Origin of the sequence: Phenylobacterium sp., from assembly GCF_025934275.1 — a bacterium.
GTDB lineage: Bacteria > Pseudomonadota > Alphaproteobacteria > Caulobacterales > Caulobacteraceae > Phenylobacterium.
In genome coordinates, this window is sequence record NZ_JAICYI010000008.1 from 1 (window position 1) to 16,402 (window position 16,402).

Sequence of the window (16,402 nt, forward strand, 5' to 3'; positions counted from 1 at the left end):
AAGGCCATGGACCGCATCTTCATCCTGCACGCCGACCACGAGCAGAATGCGTCCACCTCGACGGTGCGCACCGCCGGCTCCTCGGGCGCAAATCCGTTCGCCTGCATCTCGGCCGGCATCGCCTGCCTCTGGGGCCCGGCGCACGGCGGGGCGAACGAGGAAGCCCTCAACATGCTCAAGGAGATCGGCACGGTCGACCGCATCCCGGAGTACGTTCAGGGCGTGAAGGACCGCCGCTACCGGCTGATGGGCTTCGGCCACCGCGTCTACAAGAACTACGATCCGCGCGCCAAGGTCATGCAGAAGACCTGCCACGAGGTCCTGGCCGAGGTAGGCGACAGCGACGACCCCCTGCTCAAGGTCGCCATGGAGCTCGAGAAGATCGCGCTTAGCGACGAGTACTTCATCGAGCGCAAGCTCTATCCGAACGTCGACTTCTATTCCGGCATCACCCTGCGGGCCCTCGGCTTCCCGCCCGAGATGTTCACCGTGCTGTTCGCGGTCGCACGGACCGTGGGCTGGATCGCCCAGTGGAAGGAGATGATCGAGGATCCGGCGCAGAAGATCAGCCGGCCCCGCCAGCTCTACACCGGCGCGACCCAGCGCAGCTACGTGGCTATCGACAAGCGCGGCTGATCCCCGCGCCGCGTCTCCAGCAGCTTCAGCACCGCCTCGGCAGCGGTTTCAGAGGGATCCGGGCCACCGCGGCCCATCTTGTCGAGCGCCGCATACTGCGCCGCGACCTGACGCGCGCGCAGGTCAGGGTCGTCCAGTCGCCGGGCGACTTCCGCCGCAAGTTTCGGCCCGGTGCAGTCCTCCTGCACTAACTCGGGCGCAATGAAGTCATGGGCGGCGATGTTGAAGAGTGTGATGTAGCGAGTGCGGATCAGCCGCCGGGCGATCACCGCGGTGATCGCGCCCAGGCGGTAGCCCACCACCATGGGCGCACCCGCGAGCGCCAACTCCGTCGTCACCGTGCCCGAACAGGCGAGCGCGACGGTGGCGGCCTTCATGGCGTCCAGCTTGGCGGCTTCGCCCTCGAGGAGATGCGCCCGGTGCGGCCATCCGGCCATGCGCGCCCTCACCAGCTCCAGCACGGTCGGCGCAGCCGGGACGACCACGTGCAGCCCGGGCCGGTCGGCCTTGAGGATGTTCACGGCCGCTTCGAAGGCGGGCATGATGCGCTCGATCTCTCCCGGCCGGCTGCCTGGAAGCACCAAAAGGATCGGCTCATCGGGATTCGCGCCGATCTGGGCGCGGAGCCGGCCCGGATCGGTCTTGGAGAAATCGACGCTCAGCGCCGCGTTGCCGACGAAGGTCACCGGCAGACCTTGGGCTTCGAAGTAAGGTGCATCGAAGGCGTGAATGGAGAGCAGGTGGTCGACCGCCGCCGCGAGCGTCCGGGCCCGTCCCGGGCGCGTCGCCCAGACCTGCGGACCGACGTACTTGACGAGCGGCAGCTTGGGATCGTGCCGCCGGATCCGCTGGGCGACCCGCAGCGTGAAGCCCCAGGAATCAATCAGCACGACCACATCCGGCGCCTCGTGCGCGGCCATGGCGGCGGCTTCGTTCGCCCGCTGCACGACCCGCGGATAGGCCAGCAGACCCTCCCACAACCCGAGGATGGAGAGCTCGGCGATGTCGAACGGACTCTCGACGCCTTCCGCCCGCATCCGCTCGCCCCCGACGCCCACGAAGCGAACATCATCGCCCAGCCTGCGCTTCAGCGCGCGCGCGAGGCCCGCCCCGCGGTCGTCGCCCGAGGCCTCCGCGGCGACCAGCATCACGGTCAGCGGCCCGTCTTTCACGCCGCCGCGGGCTCCAGGCCCACCACGAACAGGCCAAGCTCGTCGGCCAGCGCGACAACCGTCTCGCGCTCGACGATCAGAAGGCGGCCCGCTTCCCCCGCCACGCCGGCCAGCCCGGCGGCGGCGGCGGCGTGCAAGGTGTCCGGACCTATGGTGGGCATGTCCACCCGCGTTTCCTGGATGGGCTTGGGCGCCTTGGCGAGCACGCCGGCGCGGTTGCGCGAGCTCCCGCGGATCGCCTCCGGCAGGCTCGCGACGCGCTGCAACAGGGCGGCCGTCCCCTCCTGCGCCTCGACCGCGAGCACAAGGCCGCGGCAGACCACCGCCGCCTGGCCGATGTCGAGCCGGCCGAGCGCGCGGGCGACCTCCAGCGCGCGGGAGGCGTCGGCGCAGGCCTCGGCGTCCGGACGCACCCGACCGAGCGCGCCCGCGCCGAGCGCAAGGTCGGCCGTCACCTGATGGACGCCCTCGACCGTGAAGCCTTCCTTTTCGAATTCGCCGAGCAGGAAGCGTAGCAGTGCGTCGTCACCCTTTCGGGCGGCCGCGACCGCGCCAGGCAAGGCCGCAAGTCCGCGAAGATCGGGCTTGAGGGCCGCGAAGTCCGGCCGCGCGACGAGGCCCGCCAGGCACACCGCTTCGCATTGCGCCGCCTTTAGCGCCTTGATGCAGCGGCCGAGTTCGGCGAGCCCGACGTCCGCGCCAGGATAGGCGGTAAGCCCGGAGTCGGCGAAACCCTTCAGCCGCACCACGAACAGCGGCCTTCCCGTCCGCCGGCAATGCTCGGCGACCTCCAGCGGCAGACCGCCGCCGCCGGCGATCAGCCCCAGCTTGGTCATCACACCTCGCGTTCGGGCAGGCAGAGCGGGCGGCTGGCGTCGGCGCGGATGAACTCGATGATTTCCATCACCGGGGCCGAGTGACCGAAGGTCTGTTCGGTATCATCGATGCGCTCCTGGAACGTCCCCTCCTCCGCGAACAGCAATCGGTAGGCCGAGCGCAACTCGGCGATCATCTCGCGGCTGAATCCGCGGCGCTTCAGCCCCACGAGGTTCAGGCCCTCCAGGTGGGCGTGGTTGCCCCATACCGAGCCGTACGGAATGACGTCCTTGGTCACCGCGGCAAGTCCGCCGATGAAGGCGTGCTTGCCGACACGCGAGTATTGGTGGATGGCCGCCAGGCCGCCGACGATCACGAACTCATCCAGCACGACGTGCCCACCAAGCGTCGCGGAATGGGTCAGGATCACATGGTCGGCCACCACGCAGTCATGCGCCACGTGGGCCGTCGCCATGAACTGGCAATCGCTGCCGACGGTGGTGACGCCGCGCCCGCCCGCTGTCGCGACGTGCATGGTGACGTGCTCGCGGATCATGTTGCGGTCGCCGATCACCAACTCCGTCGGCTCGCCGTTGTAGGGCGCTTGCGGCGGACCGCCGAGGTTGGCGAAGGGCCGGATCGTGTTGTCCTGGCCGATCGTCGTGCGGCCCTCGACCACCACGTGCGACAGGAGCTTGGTCCGGGGCCCGATCTTCACGTGCTCGCCGATGACGCAATAGGGACCGACGCTGACCCCTTCGGCCAGCTCCGCGCCCTTTTCCACGAGGGCCGTGGGATGGACCTCGATGCTCACGTTTTCATGTCTGCCCACGACTTACGTCTCCACCACCATGGCGGCGAACTCGCACTCGGCCGCCACCTTGTCACCGACCACCGCCTTGCCTCGGAACTTGAACACGTCGCCGCGCGCGCGCAGCACCTCGACGCGCAGCCGCAATACGTCGCCGGGCCGCACCGGCGCGCGAAAACGGCCATTGTCGACGGACATGAAGAAGATCGCCTTGCCGCCGACGTCCACGTCGAGCGACTTCGACATCAAGACCGCGCCGGTCTGGGCCAGCGCTTCCACGATCAACACCCCCGGCATCACCGGATAACCAGGAAAATGCCCTTGGAAGAAGGGCTCGTTCACGGTCACGCACTTGATGCCGACGATCGACTGGTTCGGCCGGTATTCCTCGCAGCGATCGACCAGCAGGAAAGGGTAGCGGTGCGGAATGCGCGCGAGGACTTCCGTGATGTCGATCTCGGATTCGCCCTCCGCCGTCGGCGCCTTGCGGCTCATTCCTGCGCTCCCCCCTTGCGCGCGGCCATGCGCCCCACCCAGGCCGCCTCCCGGAGCCAGCGACGGATCGGCCGCGCCGGGAACCCGCCCCAGGTCTCGCCGGCCGGCACGTCGCCCATCACCCCGGAGGCGGCCGCGAGCCGGGCTCCCGCGCCGATCGTCACATGGTCGGCGATCCCGACCCGGCCGCCCATCTGGACGCCGTCGCCCACATCCACACTGCCGGAAATGCCGGTATGCGCGGCCATCACCACGTTACGGCCGATGCGGCAGTTGTGGCCAATCTGGACCAGGTTGTCGATCTTGGTGTTCTCGCCAATCACCGTGTCCTCGAACGCCCCCCGATCGATGCAGCTGTTGGCGCCGACGGTGACATTGTCCTGGATGATCACGCGTCCAAGCTGGGGGATGTCCATCAGTCCCTGGGGGCCGACGGTGGCGCCGAACCCGGCCTCGCCGATCGCCGCCCCGGCGAGGATCTTCACCCGGTCGCCCACCAACGCGCAGCTCAGGGTCACGTTTCCGGAGATGAGGCAGTCGCGGCCGATGGCGACGCCCGGCCCGATTACCGCATTCGGTCCGACCTGCGTGCCCCGCCCGACCCGCGCGCCGGGGCCGATGACGGCGCCAGGAGCGAGCATCACCCCCTCCTCCAGCTCGGCGCTGTCCGCGATCGCCGGGCCCGGCGGGATGGCGCGCACCCGGTGCAACCGGCCGGCCGCCTCCGCATAGGCGCCTTGCGGCTCGCGGGTGACGAGGGCGACCCAGCCCTCCGGAAGCGCCTCGGCGTCCTTCGCCCGGACGAAGCAGGCCGCGGCGGCTGACGCCGGCAGGTTCGCCGCGTGCTTGCGATCGGCGAGGAAGGTCGCAGTGTCCCGTCCGGCGCGGCCGAGGATCGCGACGCCGCGGATCATTCGCCGCGCCGCGCCAGGCTCGGTGAGCTCGGCGCCGGCGAGGGCCGCAAGGTCGCCCAATCCGATCGGACCGAGGTCTTCGAAGAAGCGCGGATCGGGCATGGCGCCTCGCCTCGATCCGAGTTTGCGTCTAGCGACGGGTGGTGGCTGGCCTCGGCACGGTCGTGACGGGCGGCGCCGCGCTGGCGGTCTGGTCCAGGCGCTCACGATCGAAGGCGAACTGGGTGATCTTGGCGTTCAAGCCGGCGACCACCTGGGGCGTGATGTCCATGGCCGGGTTGGCCAGCACCACGGCGTTTCGCTGGAGCAGCAGGCCGCAGCCTCTCTGCGCATAGGCCTGGTGGACGACGGGATCCATCTCCTGCCCGATGCGGGCGATGGCCTTCTGCTCGGTGGCCTGGATCTCGCGGTCACGCAGCTGGGCTTTTTCCTGCAGGGCGTTGTAGCGGCCCTGCAGCGCCGAACCGCGCTGCTGGAAAGTCTTGGCGTCGAGGCTCGCGCGCTGCGACTCGAGCGCCTTGCCTTCGGTCTCGATCGTGGACTGCTCGGGGGCGAGCTCGGCCTTCACCTGCGCGACCAGCTGCTGCATGCGGCTGTCGACGTACTTGCCGACCGTCGAGGTGCCGATCGCAGCCTCGATGTTGATCACGCAGACGCCGTTGATCGCCGGGCCGGCGTTGGCCGGCGCGGCGGCCGCAGTCTGGGCGGAGGCGCTGGAAGCGACTGCCAGGGCGCCGAAGGCGGCGCATGCGGCCGTGAGGACGTGTTTCGAAGTCATGTGTCTTAGAACCTGGTTGCAGTGGAAAACCGGAAGGTTTCGGTCTTGTCGTAGGGCTGCTTGGCGAGGATCCCGCTCAGGTCGAAGCGAAGCGGACCCATGGGCGACTTCCAGAATATGCTGATCCCCGCCGAGGCGCGCAGCGACAGATCGTCCTTGATGTCCGGATTGGGCGCGAGGATGAAATTGCCGTTGGCGTCCTTCTGGAAGCCCTGGGTCAGGTCGCTGGGGTTGACGGGCACCGGCGTCAGCTTGTCGATCGGATCGAGCAGGCCGAGCGTCCCGAAATCGGTGAACAGGGCGGCCTTGATGCCGTACTGCTCGGGCAGGTAGGTCGGGATGGTGAGCTCGATCGAACCGATCGCGTAGGCCTTGCCGCCCAACGAGTCGCTGCGCCCGAACGTGAGGTCTCTTGGACCGATGCCGGCCGTCTGGAAGCCGCGGAAGTCGTTGCCGCCCTTGTAGAAGCGGTCATTGATCCGCACGTGGTCGCCGCCCCAGCCGCCCACGAAGCCCGCCTGGCCGGTGACACTGAGGATGAAGTCCTTGTTGAAGCCGTGGTACCAGCCGGTCTCCCCTTCGGTGCGGACGTACTTCACGTCACCGCCCAGGCCGGCGAAGTCCTGGTTGATGCTGACGAAGAATCCGCGGGAAGGATTGATGGCGTCGTTGCGGCGATCGAGGCGCCACCCGTAGCCGGCCAGCGAGGTGATGAAGGAGCCGCGCTCGGCGCAGATCGAAAACGACACCAGCGCCTGGCTCGGGTCGCAGAGCGACGAGTCGAGCGAGACGTCGTCGTTGCGCAAGGTGTAGACAGCCGATCCGCGCGAGTTGAGGCTCATCGGGAAGCTCACGCGCACGTTGGCCCCGATGCTTTTGCTGCGGTAGGCCGAGAACTGACTGAGGTCGTAGTCGTAGTAGAAGATGTCGGTGCCCAGCCCGAGGTCGCGGCCGCCGAAGCGCGGTTCGGTGAACGACAGGTCCACCTGCTTGCTGATGGAGCCCCAGGACGCCCGCGCGCGCAGATCCTGGCCGCGGCCGCGGAAGTTGTGCTGCGCGAATCCCACATCGAGCACCAGTTGATCGACGGAGGAGTAGCCGGCGCTGAACGACAGCTCGCCGGTGGGCTGCTCGGTGACCTTCACCTGCAGGTCGGTGCGGTCGGGCGCCGAGCCGGGCGTCTCGGTGATGTCGACGTCCTTGAAGAAGCCTAGCGCCTTGATCTGCTGCTTGGAGCGGTCGACCAGCGCGCGGTTGTAGGCGTCGCCTTCGACGACGTTCATCTCCCGGCGGATCACGTAGTCCAGGGTCTGGGTGTTGCCGACGATGTCGATCCGGTCGATGTAGACGCGCGGGCCCTCCTTGACGTCGAAGATCACGTCGACCGTCTTGGTCTCGGGATGGCGGGTGAAGCGCGGCCGCACGTCCACGAAAGCGAAGCCCGCGGCGCCGGCCGCGAACGTCAGCGCATCCGTCGAGTCCTCGAGCTTCTTGTCTTGGTAGATCTCGCCCGTGTGGATCGGCACCAGCGCCTGCAGGATGCTCGGATTGAGCTTCTGCAGCTCGGTCTCCACCGTGATCTTGCCGAACTTGTACTCCGGGCCCTCGTCGACGGTGTAGGTCACGACGAAGCCGTTCTTGTCGGGCGCCAGCTCGGCCACGGCGGAGATCACCCGGAAATCGTAATAGCCGCGGTTGCGGTAGAACTTGCGAAGCTGCTCCTTGTCGTACTCCAGCCGGTCCGGGTCGTAGTTGGCGTTGGAGGAGAAGAACTTGTACCAGTGCGACTGCTCGGTCACGACGACGCCGCGCAGGTCATTGTCCGAGAAGGCTTTGTTGCCCAGGAAGTTGACCCGCAGGATGCCGCTCTTCGGGCCCTCGTCGATCTTGAAAATCAGGTCCACGCGCTTCTGTGGCAGCTCGACGATCTGCGGCGTCACGGTCGCCGAGATGCGCCCCGATCGGCGATAGAGTTCCAGGATTCGGGCCACGTCGGATTGCACCTTGGCGCGGGTGAAGATGCCGCGCGGGCGAACGCTGACCTCGTCCTTGAGCTTGTCTTCCTTGAGGCTCGAGTTTCCCTCGAACAGCACCCTGTTGATGATCGGGTTCTCGACGATGGTCACGATCAGATCGCCGTCCTGGTAGTCGATCTTCACGTCGGAGAAGAGGTCGGTGCGGAACAGCGCCTTGAGGGCGAGGTCCGCCTTGGCCGAGTCCACCGTGTCGCCCACCTGGATCGGTAGGTAGGAGATCACCGTCGAAGGTTCGATCCGCTCGTTGCCCTTGACGATGATCCGCTTGACGACGCCGCCCTGTTGCACCTGCGCCGTCGCGGGGTCCGGCGCGACGAGCGCCGTCGACCCTAGAAGTAGGGCAAGGCCGGTGGCGAGCGCGGCGCTGCGGGCGCGGGTTCTGTGCATCGAATCAGCCGTTACTGGGAAAGGGCGACCTTAGGAGGAAAAGCCGCCCAGGAAAGTGAGCACGTGCTGGCGCTGCAGATCGTTCCACGTCGCGAACAACATCAATCCAAGCACCAGAGCAAGACCCATCCGATACCCTGCGGCCTGAACCTTGGCAGCAAGAGGGCGTCGCGCCACCGCTTCGTACGCATAGAAGAGCAGGTGTCCCCCGTCGAGCACAGGCAGCGGCAGCAGGTTCATGAACCCGAGGCTGACGGAGATCGTCGCGGCGATCTGGATCAGGTTCACGCTGACGCCGACCAGCATGGCGCCGACGGTCGGCGCGCCCTCCGCGCCGAGCGCGGCGACCTTGCCGGTGGCGCTGGCCAGCCCGAGCGGCCCGCGCAGGCCGTCCGCGGAGACCTGTCCGGTCAGCATGCGGCCGAGGTAATAGACCGTCGTGGTGACCATCCGCCAGGTGCGCGTCGTGGCCTCCGCCACCGCCGGCACAGGGCCATAGTGAACGTGCCGGATCTCGCTCAGCGAGGCGGCCGTGCCGATGCCCAGCATGCCTTCATGCTGCGCGCCGGCGACGGGATCGTTGACGAGCTCGGACTTGGGCGTGGCGATGAGGTGGAGTTGGCGCTGGCCCCGCTGGACGAGGAAGTCGATCGGCACCCCGGCCCGGAAGGCGACCACCTGCTTCACGGCGTCGAAGTCCTCGATCGCCCGGCCATCGGCCGCCAGGATCAGGTCGCCCTTCTGGAAGCCCGCGGCCGCGGCGGCGCTGTTCGGCTGGATCAGGCCGACGCGCGCCGGGATGAGCTCACGGCCGAAAACCATCAGCAGCCCCGCAAACAGCGCGATGGCGAGCAGGAAGTTCGCCGCCGGCCCCGCGATCACGATCAGCGACCGCTGCCAGATCGGCTTGAAATGGAAGTAGCGGCGGAGCGCCTGTGGCCCTTCGCTGTCCGCGATGGTGCGGCGCAACTCCGCCAGCTCCGCTTCGTCGGGTATGGACGAGGCGTTCTCGTCGCCGGCGAACCGTACGTACCCGCCCAACGGCAGCCATCCGACGCGCCATTCCACCCCCGAACGGTCGCGCCAGCTCAGCAGCGCCCGACCGAAGCCGATCGAGAAGCGGTCGATGGCGGTGCCCAGCCATTTGGCGACCAGGAAGTGGCCGAGCTCGTGGATCGTGACCAGCAGACCCACGACCAGGAGAAACGCGAGCGCGTAGAGCGGAGCTGCTTGCAGGAAGCCGAGCATGCCGGGGCGTCTCCTTCCGGGATCAGGCCTGAGCCATAAGGCCGTTCACCACATCGTCCGCCACGCGGCGCGCGGTCGCATCGGTCGCGCGCGCCGCCTCGAGGACGTCATCGCCGATCGAGGGCAGCCAGGTCTGACGCTCCAGCTGCTCCAAGGTCTGCCCCACCACGCGCGGAATATCGAGAAAGCCTATTCGACGGTCAAGGAAGGCCGCCACGGCGCTCTCGTTGGCGGCGTTGAGGGCGCCCGGCGCCCGTCCGCCGGCCGCCAGCGCCGACTTGGCGATCGCGAGGGCCGGGAAGCGTTGCGGGTCCGGAGCCTCGAAGGTGAGCGGGCCCGACGCCACCAGGTCGAGTTTCGGCGCGGGCCACGGCAGCCGGTCGGGCCAGGCGAAGGCGCAGGCGATCGGCGCGCGCATGTCCGGCGCCCCGAGCTGCGCCAGCGTCGAGCCGTCGGCGTACTCCACCAGGCTGTGAATGATCTGCTGCGGATGCACCAGGACCTCGATCCGCTCCGGCGGCATAGCGAACAGGTAGGACGCCTCGATCACCTCCAGCCCCTTGTTCATCATGGTGGCGGAATCGATCGAAATCTTGGCGCCCATGCTGAAGTTGGGATGCGCCAGCGCCTGGGCCGGCGTGGCGGCCGCCATCTGCTCCCGACTGGCGCCGCGGAATGGCCCGCCCGACGAGGTGAGGATCAGCCGTGACACCTGGGCGGCGTTCTGGGGCTCCAGCACCTGGAAGATCGCCGAGTGCTCGGAGTCGACGGGGATCACCGCGCCGCCCGCGAGCTTCGCCGTGCGCAGCAGCTCCGGCCCCGCGCACACCAGGCTCTCCTTGTTGGCTAGCGCCACGACTGCGCCGGAGCGGGCCGCGGCGAGGGTCGGGGCGAGGCCCGCGAAACCGACGATCGCCGACATCACCCACTGGGCGTCCGCCGAGGCCGCCTCCAGCACCGCGGCGGCGCCGGCGGCCGTGGCGACGCCCGATCCGGTCAGCCGCGTGCGGAGCTCCGGCAGCGCCCGTTCGTCCTCGATGACCGCGACCTCGGGGCGCCAGCGCCGGGCCTGCTCGGCCAGCAGCGCCGCATTGCGCCCGGCGGCGAGCGCTGCGACTTCCACCTCCACGCCGGATCGCGCCAGGAGGTCGAGCGTGGAAACGCCCACCGAACCCGTCGATCCCAGGACGCTGATCTTACGCGGCAGGTTCAATGGCCCCATCCCAGGTGGTTGGCGAGGCGGGCGGCAGCCATCACCACGACGGCGAACATCAACCCATCGACGCGGTCCAGCAAGCCGCCATGGCCGGGGATCAGGTCGCCTGAGTCCTTGACCCCGAAGCGCCGCTTGAGGGCCGACTCCCACAGGTCGCCGGCCATGGTCGCAAGGCCGACGGCCAGGCCCACCAGCGCCGCGGCGCGCAGGTCCAGGCGGAAGGTCGACTTCGCCGCCATCAGGGTGCCCACCAACGTCGCCGCCGCAAGCCCGCCCACGAAACCCGACCAGGTCTTGTTGGGCGAGAACCTGGGCCAGAGCTTGGGCCCCTTGAGCAGGCTTCCAATGGCGAAGGCTCCGATGTCGGCCGCCCAGGTGCAGGCGAACAGCATCAGCGTCCACCATTCACCCTGGTTGGTCGAGCGTAGCCAGACCAGGCACACCGCGGCCGGAGCGATATAGAGCACGCCATAGGCCGCGTCGACCGCCCGTTCGGCCACGCCGCGGGCGATGACCGCCGCTGCGACGGCGCCTATGGGCACGGCGAGCCAGGCCGTCTTGATCAGCCCGAGATGCGCCAGGAACACCGCCGCCAGCACGGCTGCGGTCAGGGCGGCGGCGACCCTCACCGGGGCGCGCGGCGCGCTCATCCCGCCCCACTCGATGGCCAGCAGCGCCAGTCCGATCGAGATCACCAGCAGGAAGATCCAGCCGCCGTGCCAGGCGGCGAACAGGGCCGAGGGGACGAGGACCACGGCCGAGGCGACCCGCAGGCGCAGGTTCGACCAGTCGAAGCGCCTAGCCTGTGGCAAGGGCGTCATCGGCCACGACGGCGCCGTAGCGACGGTTCCGGGTGTAGAACTCGGCGAGCGCCGCCTCGAGGTGATGGGCGGAATAGTCCGGCCAGAGCACGTCCTGGAAGACGAACTCGGCGTAGGCCGCCTGCCAGAGCATGAAGTTGGACAGCCGCTGCTCGCCCGACGGACGGATGATGACGTCAGGATCCGGCGCGCCCCCGGTGGAGAGCAGGCTCGCGAACCGCGCTTCGGTGATGTCGCCGGGTTCAGCCTGGCCGGCCGCCACGTCTTCGGCGAAGCGGCGCGCGGCGTCCACGATGTCGGCCTTGCCGCCGTAGTTGAACGCCACCGTCAGGAAGAAGGCGTCGTTGCCGACCGTGCGCCGTTCGGCCTCGTCGCAGATCTTCACCAGGTCGCGGCTCAGGCCCTGCCGACTGCCGATCACCCCGACGCGCACGCCCTCGCGCTCCAACCGCGCCAGATCGGTCTCGAAGTAGCGCTTCGGCAGCGCCATGAGTTCGGCGACTTCGGCCGCCGGCCGGCTCCAGTTCTCGGTGGAGAAGCCGAACACCGTCAGCCATTTGATGTTGAGCTTCGGCGCCGCCTCGACGATCCGCTTGAGCGCCTCGACGCCCGCCCGATGGCCGAGCGTGCGGGGCAGGCCGCGTCGCTTCGCCCAGCGGCCATTGCCGTCCATCACGATCGCGACGTGCAACGGCGGATGGGCTTGGCCATCCTGACCGCGCTCGCCCGCGGTCGGGGTGTCGTTCGGGGCGGCCATCGACGTTCCGGGAGTCCTTCAGGCGCGAGCGCGCACGCCTAGACGTGCATGATCTCTTGTTCCTTGGTTTTCAAGGCTTCGTCGATGCGCTTGATCGCCTCGTCGGTGATCTTCTGCACCTCGCCTTCCATGCGCTTGTGCTCGTCCTGATTGACGGCTCCGTCCTTCTCCGCCTTCCTCAGGTCGTCGTTGGCGTCACGCCGCACGTTGCGCACCGCCACCCGCTGCTGCTCGGCGTATTTGTGGGCGACCTTGACGATCTCCTTGCGGCGCTCCTCGGTGAGCGCAGGGATGGGGATGCGCAGGTTCTGGCCGTCGACGACCGGATTGAGCCCCAGGCCCGCGTTGCGGATCGCCTTCTCGACCGAGACAACCAGGCCCTTGTCCCAGACGCTCACCATCAGCATGCGCGCCTCCGGGACGCTCACGGCGCCCACCTGGTTGAGCGGCATTGCGGAGCCGTAGGCCTCCACGTGCACCGGATCCAGCAGGCTCGCCGAGGCCCGGCCGGTGCGCAGGCTCGCGAACTCGTCCTTCAGCGCCTGGACCGCCTTGTCCATGCGATCCCTATACCTGGAGAGCACCGGCTTTTCGGTGGCGGCCATGGTCTTGCTCCTTCGTACGGCTGGAGGCGGCCGATCAGGCGATGGTGGTGAACACTCCCTCGCCGGTCAGCACCTTCAGGAGATTGCCCCGTTCGCGAATCGAGAAGACCACGATCGGGATATGGTTGTCGCGCATCAGGCTGACCGCCGAGGCGTCCATCACCCGCAGATCCTTGGCCAACACGTCCTGGTAGGTCAGCGTCTCGAAGCGTTCGGCCTTGCGGTCCTGCTTGGGGTCGGCCGTGTAGACGCCGTCGACGCTGGTGCCCTTGAAGAGCGCGTCGCAGCCCATCTCGGCCGCGCGAAGCGCCGCCGCGGAATCCGTCGTGAAATAGGGCGCGCCCAGCCCGGCGGCGAAGATCACCACCCTGCCCTTCTCCAGGTGCCGCAGCGCCCGGCGTCGGATGTAGGGCTCGCAGACCGCCTCCATCGGGATGGCGGACTGCACGCGGGTGTAGACGCCCTTCTTTTCAAGCGAGGCCTGCAGAGCCAGGGCGTTCATCACCGTCGCCAGCATGCCCATGTAGTCGGCGCTGGCCCGTTCCATACCGGTCTCGGCGAGCGCCGCGCCGCGGAAGATGTTGCCGCCGCCAACCACCAGGCAGACCTGCACGCCCGCGCGCACCACCTGGCAGATCTCGTCGGTGACGATGTCGAGGGTCTTGGCGTCGATTCCGAACTGGTCGCCGCCAACGCCCGCCTCCCCCGAGAGCTTCAGGAGGATGCGTTTGTAGCGGGGCTGCGCGTCGGGCATGGCCCAATCCCTATCGCAAACCGCGCATAAGCCAAGGGCGCGGCCTGCATTTGCGGGCCGCGCCCCTGCGATGGCGACCGTGGCCGCCGTCAGCCGCGGCCGGACATCTGAGCGACCTCGGCGGCGAAGTCGTCGGCCTTCTTCTCGACGCCTTCACCGAGCTTGAACCGCACGAACGCCTTTACGGCGACCGGCGCGCCGATCTGCTTGGAGGTCTCGCCGATCAGCTGCTCGATCGTCTTGTCCGGGTCCATGACGAAGGGCTGCTTCAAGAGCACGACCTCCTCCTGCCACTTGCGGATCCGGCCTTCGACCATCTTCTCGGCGATCTCCCGGGGCTTGCCCGATTCCATCGCCATCTGGGTCTGGATCTCGCGTTCCTTGGCGACCACGGCGGGATCGAGCTGATCCGACGTGAGCGCCAGCGGCGGGGTCGGCGTGCCGGCCACGTGCATGGCGATGCGCCGGCCGACGTCCCGCAGCTGGGCTTGATCGCCGGTGCTCTCGAGGGCCACCAGCACCGCGAGCTGCGCGACATCGTCGCCCTGCTTGTTGTGCAAGTAGAGCGATACCGCGCCCTGCCCGACGCTGAGCTTCGCCGAGCGGCGCACGCGCATGTTCTCGCCGATCGTGGCGATCAGGTTCATCACGTGGTCGGCCACGGTCTCGCCGTTCGGCAGCGTCGCCTGGGAGATCGCGTCCACCCCGCCCTCGACGTTCAACGCCACGCGCGCGATGTCGCGGGCGGCCTGCTGGAACTTGTCGTTCTTGGCCACGAAGTCGGTTTCGGCGTTGAGCTCGACGAGCACGCCGGTCTTGCCGTCGCCGCTGACCAGGCCCGCCACGAGGCCTTCGGCCGCGGCGCGGTCGGACTTCTTGGCGGCCTTCGACAGCCCCTTGGTGCGCAACCAGTCCATGGCCGCATCCAGGTCGGCGCCCGTCTCCTGCAGCGCCTTCTTGCAATCCATCATGCCTGCGCCGGACTTCTCCCGCAGGTCCTTGACCAGCGCAGCGGTCACTTCCGCCATTGGTCGGCTCCTTCGATTCATCTCAGACGTGCGGGGTCCCTTGCAGGATCCGCCGCGACAGGGGCGCGGACGCGAGGGGGAACCCCTCAGCCCGCTTGCTCTTCGCTCGGGGTCTCGGTCGCGGCGGCGTCTTCCGCCGCCGCGGTGGTCTCCGGCTCGGCCTCCGGCGCCGCGGCCGCAGCCTCCAGCTCGGCCGCCGCACCTTCGAGCTCGGGCGTGGCAGCTTCTGGCTCCGCCGGCTCGGCCGGTTCAGCCGGCTTAGCCGCCGCCTTGGCCGCCTTGCGCGACAGCGCCGGCTCGACCGGAGCCTCGGCCGCACCGAGATCGACCCCCGCCGCCGCCTGGCCGGCGGCCAGGCCGTCGAGGATCGCGTCGGCCATCAAGTCGCAATAGAGCTGGATGGCGCGCGCCGCGTCATCGTTGCCGGGGATCGGGAAGGTGATCCCGTCGGGGCCCGAGTTGGTGTCGAGGATGGCGATCACCGGGATGTTCAGCTTGCGCGCCTCCTGGATCGCGATCGCCTCCTTGTTGGTGTCGATCACGAACATCAGGTCGGGGATGCCGCCCATGTCCTTGATGCCGCCCAGGCTGAGCTCCAGCTTGTCCCGCTCACGGGTGAGCTGCAGCAGCTCCTTCTTCGAGCGGCCCTGGCCCTCGCCTTCCAGCAGGCCCTCGAGCTCCCGCAGCCGCGCGATCGAGTTGGAGACCGTGCGCCAGTTGGTGAGCGTGCCGCCCAGCCAGCGGTGGTTCACATAGTACTGGGCGCAGCGCTTGGCGGTCGTGGCGATCGGCTCCGAGGCCTGGCGCTTGGTGCCGACGAACAGGATCCGCCCGCCCGCGGCTGCGACCTCGCGCGCCTTCACCAGGGCCTGGTGCAGCAGCGGGATCGACTGGCTGAGATCGATGATGTGGATGTTGGAGCGGATGCCGAAGATGTACCGCTCCATCTTCGGATTCCAGCGATGGGTCTGGTGGCCGAAGTGGGCGCCGGCTTCCAGGAGCTGACGCATGGAGAATTCAGGAAGCGCCATTGGCTTTCACAAAGTCCTTCTTCCGGTTCTGCCGCCGCAGGCTGCCCCTCCCGAGGGAGGACCGGACTGGAGAACGGCGGGATGTCTCCCCGTCGCCGCCAACGCCTGCGTGTGGAATGAGGCGGGCAGATAGGGGCTAAGCTGCGAAAAAGCAAGGCCGCCGCCCGCGGCTTGCGGCTAACGGGCCCGCACCGTGACCATGGCCATCAGCCGCCTCAGCCGGTAGCCGAGCGCCTCGTAGATGGCGATCGCCGGGACGTTATGGTCGTAGACGTGCAGGAACGGCGTCTCGCCCCGCGCGACGATCCGCTCGGCCACCACGCTCATCAGGCCCGCGGCGTAGCCGTGGCCGCGATGATCGGGATGCACGCAGACCCCGGAGACCTCGGTGAACCCGTCCGGCTTCATCCGCTCGCCCGCCATGGCGATCAGCGCGCCATCCCGCTTGATCCCCACGAAGTCGCCGAGCTGGTGGGTGCGGCTGGAGAACGGGCCCGGGCGGGTCAGGCCAGCCAGCGCCAGCATCTCCGGCGCGTCGTCGTCGGTGAGCTCGACCCAGGCGAAGTCAGGCCCGACCAGCTTCACCTCCTCGGCGGTCATCTGCCAGAGGACATCCCGCGACATCACCTCCAGCCCCGGCGGCACATCGGGCGGCTCGGCTTCGACGAGCGCCGAAGCGCCGTGGACGCGGACGAGGTCGGTGAGCGCGGCCCGGCTCTCATCCGATGCGTCCCTGGCGACGGCGAAAACGCCGTAGGCGGGATCGATGCGGCGGGCGCGCTCGTCGCCGAAGGCGAGCGCCTTCTGGCGCGTAACGAGCGAGGTCCAGATCGGCCGGTCGAGCGGATGAGCCCTCATGGACCCAATCTAGGGGCGCGCGGACCGAAGCGCTCGCAG

17 protein-coding genes are annotated in these 16,402 nt (G+C 68.7%); 1 reads left to right on the forward strand and 16 read right to left on the reverse strand.

Annotation, left to right across the window (positions count from 1 at the left end; genetic code table 11):
* Nucleotides 1-636: citrate/2-methylcitrate synthase (locus Q0W60_RS03475; RefSeq protein WP_297692605.1), on the forward strand; the 636-nt coding region annotated here is incomplete at its 5' end.
* On the opposite strand, the gene lpxB is transcribed toward Q0W60_RS03475, so the two are convergent.
* The 16 genes from lpxB to Q0W60_RS03555 all read right to left on the reverse strand — a co-directional run bounded on the left by lpxB (nt 609) and on the right by Q0W60_RS03555 (nt 16,363).
* Nucleotides 609-1,808 carry a lipid-A-disaccharide synthase gene (gene lpxB, locus Q0W60_RS03480; protein ID WP_297692607.1) on the reverse strand — a complete coding sequence of 400 codons (1,200 nt, stop codon included), beginning with the start codon at nt 1,806-1,808 and terminating at the stop codon, nt 609-611. The genes Q0W60_RS03475 and lpxB overlap by 28 nt on opposite strands.
* A complete protein-coding gene (lpxI, locus tag Q0W60_RS03485; RefSeq protein ID WP_297692609.1) occupies nt 1,805-2,644 on the reverse strand; it encodes a UDP-2,3-diacylglucosamine diphosphatase LpxI in 840 nt (279 codons plus the stop codon). Before lpxI ends, lpxB begins: the two co-directional genes overlap by 4 nt.
* Nucleotides 2,644-3,432, reverse strand: coding sequence for an acyl-ACP--UDP-N-acetylglucosamine O-acyltransferase (gene lpxA, locus Q0W60_RS03490; RefSeq protein WP_297692720.1), 789 nt, complete (start codon nt 3,430-3,432; stop codon nt 2,644-2,646). Before lpxA ends, lpxI begins: the two co-directional genes overlap by 1 nt.
* A gap of 27 nt (nt 3,433-3,459) precedes the next feature.
* Nucleotides 3,460-3,930, reverse strand: a complete 471-nt coding sequence (fabZ, locus tag Q0W60_RS03495; protein WP_297692611.1) for a 3-hydroxyacyl-ACP dehydratase FabZ — start codon at nt 3,928-3,930, stop codon at nt 3,460-3,462.
* Nucleotides 3,927-4,946, reverse strand: coding sequence for a UDP-3-O-(3-hydroxymyristoyl)glucosamine N-acyltransferase (gene lpxD / locus Q0W60_RS03500; protein ID WP_297692613.1), 1,020 nt, complete (start codon nt 4,944-4,946; stop codon nt 3,927-3,929). The genes fabZ and lpxD overlap by 4 nt, the downstream gene beginning before the upstream one ends.
* Before the next feature lie 28 nt (nt 4,947-4,974).
* Nucleotides 4,975-5,622, reverse strand: coding sequence for an OmpH family outer membrane protein (locus tag Q0W60_RS03505; protein WP_297692615.1), 648 nt, complete (start codon nt 5,620-5,622; stop codon nt 4,975-4,977).
* Between the two features lie 5 nt (nt 5,623-5,627).
* A complete protein-coding gene (gene bamA, locus Q0W60_RS03510; protein ID WP_297692616.1) occupies nt 5,628-8,045 on the reverse strand; it encodes an outer membrane protein assembly factor BamA in 2,418 nt (805 codons plus the stop codon).
* A gap of 30 nt (nt 8,046-8,075) precedes the next feature.
* Entirely contained in the window at nt 8,076-9,293 is a 1,218-nt protein-coding gene (locus Q0W60_RS03515; RefSeq protein ID WP_297692618.1) for a site-2 protease family protein, read from the reverse strand.
* A 22-nt stretch (nt 9,294-9,315) separates the two neighbouring features.
* Entirely contained in the window at nt 9,316-10,515 is a 1,200-nt protein-coding gene (gene dxr / locus Q0W60_RS03520; protein WP_297692619.1) for a 1-deoxy-D-xylulose-5-phosphate reductoisomerase, read from the reverse strand.
* Nucleotides 10,503-11,330 (reverse strand): phosphatidate cytidylyltransferase, encoded by an 828-nt coding sequence (locus tag Q0W60_RS03525; protein ID WP_297692621.1) that lies wholly within the window; start codon nt 11,328-11,330, stop codon nt 10,503-10,505. The genes dxr and Q0W60_RS03525 overlap by 13 nt, the downstream gene beginning before the upstream one ends.
* Complete coding sequence (gene uppS / locus Q0W60_RS03530) at nt 11,308-12,087, reverse strand: polyprenyl diphosphate synthase (protein WP_297692623.1); 780 nt, start codon at nt 12,085-12,087, stop codon at nt 11,308-11,310. Before uppS ends, Q0W60_RS03525 begins: the two co-directional genes overlap by 23 nt.
* Before the next feature lie 38 nt (nt 12,088-12,125).
* The gene (gene frr, locus Q0W60_RS03535) at nt 12,126-12,692 is read right to left on the reverse strand and encodes a ribosome recycling factor (protein ID WP_297692625.1); all 567 of its coding nucleotides are present in this window, start codon (nt 12,690-12,692) and stop codon (nt 12,126-12,128) included.
* Nucleotides 12,693-12,726: 34 nt separating this feature from the next.
* Entirely contained in the window at nt 12,727-13,446 is a 720-nt protein-coding gene (pyrH, locus tag Q0W60_RS03540; RefSeq protein ID WP_297692626.1) for a UMP kinase, read from the reverse strand.
* 89 nt (nt 13,447-13,535) lie between these two features.
* Complete coding sequence (tsf, locus tag Q0W60_RS03545; RefSeq protein WP_297692628.1) at nt 13,536-14,474, reverse strand: translation elongation factor Ts; 939 nt, start codon at nt 14,472-14,474, stop codon at nt 13,536-13,538.
* Nucleotides 14,475-14,560: 86 nt separating this feature from the next.
* Nucleotides 14,561-15,505 carry a 30S ribosomal protein S2 gene (gene rpsB / locus Q0W60_RS03550; protein ID WP_297692630.1) on the reverse strand — a complete coding sequence of 315 codons (945 nt, stop codon included), beginning with the start codon at nt 15,503-15,505 and terminating at the stop codon, nt 14,561-14,563.
* A 177-nt stretch (nt 15,506-15,682) separates the two neighbouring features.
* Complete coding sequence (locus Q0W60_RS03555; RefSeq protein ID WP_297692632.1) at nt 15,683-16,363, reverse strand: GNAT family N-acetyltransferase; 681 nt, start codon at nt 16,361-16,363, stop codon at nt 15,683-15,685.
* Nucleotides 16,364-16,402: the final 39 nt, after the last annotated feature.

Bases quoted from the DNA above. Each gene is read 5' to 3' on its own strand.
- lpxI (WP_297692609.1), bottom strand. From the start codon at position 2,644: ATGACCAAGCTGGGGCTGATCGCCGGCGGCGGCGGTCTGCCGCTGGAG.
- fabZ (WP_297692611.1), bottom strand. From the start codon at position 3,930: ATGAGCCGCAAGGCGCCGACGGCGGAGGGCGAATCCGAGATCGACATC.
- lpxD (WP_297692613.1), bottom strand. From the start codon at position 4,946: ATGCCCGATCCGCGCTTCTTCGAAGACCTCGGTCCGATCGGATTGGGC.
- Q0W60_RS03505 (WP_297692615.1), bottom strand. From the start codon at position 5,622: ATGACTTCGAAACACGTCCTCACGGCCGCATGCGCCGCCTTCGGCGCC.
- bamA (WP_297692616.1), bottom strand. From the start codon at position 8,045: ATGCACAGAACCCGCGCCCGCAGCGCCGCGCTCGCCACCGGCCTTGCC.
- Q0W60_RS03515 (WP_297692618.1), bottom strand. From the start codon at position 9,293: ATGCTCGGCTTCCTGCAAGCAGCTCCGCTCTACGCGCTCGCGTTTCTC.
- dxr (WP_297692619.1), bottom strand. From the start codon at position 10,515: ATGGGGCCATTGAACCTGCCGCGTAAGATCAGCGTCCTGGGATCGACG.
- Q0W60_RS03525 (WP_297692621.1), bottom strand. From the start codon at position 11,330: ATGACGCCCTTGCCACAGGCTAGGCGCTTCGACTGGTCGAACCTGCGC.
- uppS (WP_297692623.1), bottom strand. From the start codon at position 12,087: ATGGCCGCCCCGAACGACACCCCGACCGCGGGCGAGCGCGGTCAGGAT.
- frr (WP_297692625.1), bottom strand. From the start codon at position 12,692: ATGGCCGCCACCGAAAAGCCGGTGCTCTCCAGGTATAGGGATCGCATG.
- pyrH (WP_297692626.1), bottom strand. From the start codon at position 13,446: ATGCCCGACGCGCAGCCCCGCTACAAACGCATCCTCCTGAAGCTCTCG.
- tsf (WP_297692628.1), bottom strand. From the start codon at position 14,474: ATGGCGGAAGTGACCGCTGCGCTGGTCAAGGACCTGCGGGAGAAGTCC.
- rpsB (WP_297692630.1), bottom strand. From the start codon at position 15,505: ATGGCGCTTCCTGAATTCTCCATGCGTCAGCTCCTGGAAGCCGGCGCC.
- Q0W60_RS03555 (WP_297692632.1), bottom strand. From the start codon at position 16,363: ATGAGGGCTCATCCGCTCGACCGGCCGATCTGGACCTCGCTCGTTACG.